Below are 4,042 nucleotides of genomic sequence, written 5' to 3' on the forward strand. Positions count from 1 at the left end.
AATGGAGTTCAGAAGCTCATTAATGGAGCTAAAAGACTCATTAATGGAGTTCAGAGGCTCGTTAATGGAGCTAAAAGGCTCATTAAGTAGATAAACAAAAATATTTACAGTTATTGCGATCGCACCCTTCGCAGAGCATATCGTAGAGAAGTAGTTCTAGGCGTTGCGATCGCATTATTTTACTTTGCTGCATTGGCAATGACATTGTGTAATTAATTATGTTGCCTGCTTATTAGACTAGGATTTGAATCCCAGGCTGGTAATGTAGCCGGTGCAGTTTACCTAAATTACCTGGTCTCCCGTAGGGAAGGGTACGGCGCAGGCTCAAGGTAAGACCTGGGTTGGGCTATGCCTACGCGAAGCTTTCCTCTGTATTATTCCTCACTACTTTCTCTGACACAAGTTGATTTCATTCACTTAGTTTATTAAAAACTTCTAAAATTTGTCGGCAAATCTGTTTGAGCTTATCCCCAATTTCACCAGAAGGCGAAGATGCGCCGACAATACTCCAGTTTTCTACCGTAGAAAGTCGCCACGCTTCGCCGCGATGATCAAATCCAGCTACCTCCACGCCGATCGCACGACGTGAATTATTGATCGGATCTTGATAAAATCGGATTTGAATTAAAATGCTGCGACTTCGCCAAGATTTGCTGATACCAGGAAAGTGAAAGCCAATATCTATAGAATCTGGATCAACTAACTCCCTGGTTTCTGGGTCATTCTTCCAGGGTTTGAGATCAGATTTGGCATCAGGAAACTCGAATTTGAACAAATTAACCACCGTAGCAATGTTGCTGGCGAGTTCAAGGTTCGTTGCCTGTTCAGCTGCGTTCACTAAAAAACACTCCTATATTGCGTCGGCATCTTCGGGGATGTCAAGACAGAAAAACCGCCAGAAGGCTTATATTATCGGTGCTTCAGCTTATCAAGACCTTTGAGATTTAGCAACTCTAAATCATACTTCCCTAACAATCTTGGTAACAAACAGATGCCAAAAATCGCTTTTTGTTGGGACTGGCTCACACCTTTTAAGTAATTATACTTAAAAATTAATCAAAAGTAGATGAAACTTTCTTCAGATAAGATAAATTATTTAGAGTGAAGTCGAAAATGAAACGTTCAAATCGCCTTGCTTGGATGGGAGCAATCGCACTAGCAGCAATCATTTTAATTACTTTGATCGCGGCTCCCAATAATACTAAGCTTAACACTGGCTCTACCTATAACCGCGCCTCTGATGGCTATGGTGCTTGGTATGCTTTTATGCAACAGCAGGGAATTTCTATCAAGCGCTGGCAAAAGCCTTTTAGTGATATTCAGCCAGAGAACAACCCAGTTACCATCCTACAGATAAGCGGCTATCCAAGGCAGACGATATTGGATAGTCAAGAGCGTGAATGGGTAGAAAAAGGGAATACTTTGGTAATTTTGGGTGCGGCAGCGCGGGTTACAGAAGCGGAGTTTGGCACTATGCAGAAATCTCCCCAAGGTGATATCAAAATTAATACACGTAGACGATATCAGAAAGCTAATTCCAAGCAAGTTGATTTAGGCGATCGCTTTGGTGCTGTTGTCTGGCAAGAAAATTACAAACAAGGAAAGGTGATTTTTTCTACCACTCCTTATTTAGCCGCTAACGCCTACCAAGATTATTTAACTAATTTCAAGTATCTAGCCAATTTAGTAACTGATAAAAGTAACACAGTATTAGTCGATGAATACATCCACGGCTATAAAGATCCTGATGTCAGGAAGAAAGAAAGCGAAGGAGATTTATCTAGCTTTTTTGGGAAAACTCCCTTATTTCCCATATTAGTGCAAGCAACTATCCTGCTATTGGTGCTAATTTGGACGCAGAATCGCCGCTTTGGCAAGCCAGTAGCTTTAGATACACCAGTTGCAGATAACAGCGAGGCATACATCCAAGCTTTAGCGGGAGTGTTGCAGAAAGCTGATACCACCGACTTTGTTATACAGATGGTGGGTAAACAAGAACAACTACAACTCCAAAAAGCCTTGGGATTAGGGCAAGTACTTTTAGAACCTGAAGCCTTGATCAATTTCTGGATAGAAAAAACAGGCGCAAGTGCAATAGAACTAGATGCAGTTTTAAAGTTACAATCTCGCAAACAAGCCATCGCTGAACGAGACCTGTTAAGCTGGTTGGGGAAATGGCGAACCATTAGATTAATTCGTAATTCGTAATGACGCTCTCTACGAACGCGAATAGCGTGTTGAAGACAGACGCTCTTGCTAGCTTGCTTCTTTGCAGGAGTACGTGGACACGAGAAAGCGTGACGTTAACGTAGTTCGTAATTAATTTTTGGAATTAGGCATAATATTTCTGCGTTGGTTATTTATCAATAAAAAATATGAGCGAAGCCCATTCTATCTTAATTCGCCTTGGTCAAGGTCTTAATCAAGTAGTTGTCGGACAATCTAGCCTAATACAACAACTTTTAGTGGCACTGCTAGCGGGTGGACACGTAATTTTGGAAGGAGTACCGGGAACTGGTAAAACTCTTTTAGTAAAAGTGTTGGCGCAGTTAATCCAAGGGGAATTTCGCCGGATTCAACTAACACCAGATGTCTTACCTTCAGATATTACTGGCACAAATATTTTTGACTTGAATAGCCGCAATTTCACTTTGAAAAAAGGGCCAATATTTACCGAAGTGCTGCTAGCAGACGAAATCAACCGTACTCCTCCCAAGACACAAGCAGCACTACTGGAAGCGATGGAAGAGATGCAGGTAACGCTGGATGGTGAAAGTTTGCCCTTACCAGATTTATTTTGGGTGATTGCAACCCAAAATCCCCTGGAATTTGAGGGGACTTATCCCTTACCAGAGGCGCAGTTGGACAGATTTTTATTTAAGCTGGTGGTAGATTACCCCGATCAAGCTGCTGAAAAGCAGATGTTACTCAATCGTCAGGCGGGTTTTGCAGCGCGGCGCTTGGATATTAGCCGTTTGAAACCAATAGCAACAGTCGCCGAGATTTTGCAAGCACGACAAGCAGTCAAAGAAGTTAAAGTATCAGAAGCGATCGTTGATTATTTGTTAGCGTTGGTGAGAACATCGCGTCAATATCCTGATTTAACTTTGGGTGCATCGCCTCGCGCCGCCGGTGCTTGGTTGCAGACATCTCAAGCCCTAGCGTGGTTAGCTGCAAGAGATTTTGTCACACCAGATGATGTGAAAGCAGTTGCATCGCCACTGTTACGTCATCGCCTCATTTTGAAACCAGAAGCGATGCTGGATGGTTTACAAATGGATGCGGTAATTGCGTCCGTAATTAATCAAGTACCAGTTCCAAGGTGAAAAAATTCTTTGTAAGGCTATACAAGTAAAGTCCGCGCTCAGAGTTGTTTGATCGGACTAAAAGACAAATGGGTGCGGCTTTTTTGAGAAGACTATTTTTGCTTTGGTACAAAGACTGAGTTTAATACATAACTTAACATGTAACTTTAGCGGACGCAATCAAGCCAGATAAAAATATTAATGTGAAGAATGTGGTTTTAACTACGCTATTCCATTAAATTAGTAAGATAAACTTGCCTTATGTATGTCATCAAACTACTGACTTTCATTTAGGAACAAAAAAGGAATTACCAATGAGTAAAGAAGTAGTCAAAGTAATATTATGGGAAGAAAACCAAAAAGATTTTCTAAAAAAGTTCTATGATCTACAATTTACTCCCAGAATAGGAGAGGAAGTTTACCTAAAAAAGGAGAAATGGAAAGTAACCAGAGTTGAGCATGATTTAGAAATTAGTGAGATTAATGTCTACATGGAATTAATCAAAAAAGCCAAGCAGGAGAAATCATCTAATTCATAAATACAAGTAAATACACTCAACTATCATCAAAGGGAGGTTATGGCGGATGAAGTACATCAGATCAAAACCTCAACCCCCAACCCCTCTGCGTGAGTTCAAAGAAGGGGGATAAAGCACAGCTTTATCGGGGTGAGGTTAAGCTGTAAGAGGCTATTTATAAAGTAAATATTAAGTAGGGTGTGTTACGGCTATGCAAGG

4 protein-coding genes are annotated in these 4,042 nt (G+C 41.1%); 3 read left to right on the forward strand and 1 reads right to left on the reverse strand.

The window, feature by feature from the left end:
• Positions 1–409: 409 nt before the first annotated feature.
• A complete protein-coding gene (locus PUQ00_RS32485; RefSeq protein ID WP_300424094.1) occupies positions 410–838 on the reverse strand; it encodes a hypothetical protein in 429 nt (142 codons plus the stop codon).
• 275 nt (positions 839–1,113) lie between these two features.
• Between PUQ00_RS32485 and PUQ00_RS32490 the strand changes: the two genes are divergently transcribed.
• The 3 genes from PUQ00_RS32490 to PUQ00_RS32500 all read left to right on the forward strand — a co-directional run bounded on the left by PUQ00_RS32490 (position 1,114) and on the right by PUQ00_RS32500 (position 3,844).
• Entirely contained in the window at positions 1,114–2,208 is a 1,095-nt protein-coding gene (locus PUQ00_RS32490) for a DUF4350 domain-containing protein (protein ID WP_300424095.1), read from the forward strand.
• A gap of 167 nt (positions 2,209–2,375) precedes the next feature.
• Complete coding sequence (locus tag PUQ00_RS32495; RefSeq protein ID WP_300424096.1) at positions 2,376–3,326, forward strand: MoxR family ATPase; 951 nt, start codon at positions 2,376–2,378, stop codon at positions 3,324–3,326.
• 293 nt (positions 3,327–3,619) lie between these two features.
• Entirely contained in the window at positions 3,620–3,844 is a 225-nt protein-coding gene (locus tag PUQ00_RS32500; RefSeq protein WP_300424098.1) for a hypothetical protein, read from the forward strand.
• Positions 3,845–4,042: the final 198 nt, after the last annotated feature.

Origin of the sequence: Nostoc sp. S13 (assembly GCF_029379315.1) — a bacterium.
GTDB lineage: Bacteria > Cyanobacteriota > Cyanobacteriia > Cyanobacteriales > Nostocaceae > Nostoc.

Excerpts from the sequence above, each read along its gene's own strand:
- PUQ00_RS32490 (WP_300424095.1), top strand. The coding sequence starts at position 1,114 with ATGAAACGTTCAAATCGCCTTGCTTGGATGGGAGCAATCGCACTAGCA.
- PUQ00_RS32495 (WP_300424096.1), top strand. The coding sequence starts at position 2,376 with ATGAGCGAAGCCCATTCTATCTTAATTCGCCTTGGTCAAGGTCTTAAT.
- PUQ00_RS32500 (WP_300424098.1), top strand. The coding sequence starts at position 3,620 with ATGAGTAAAGAAGTAGTCAAAGTAATATTATGGGAAGAAAACCAAAAA.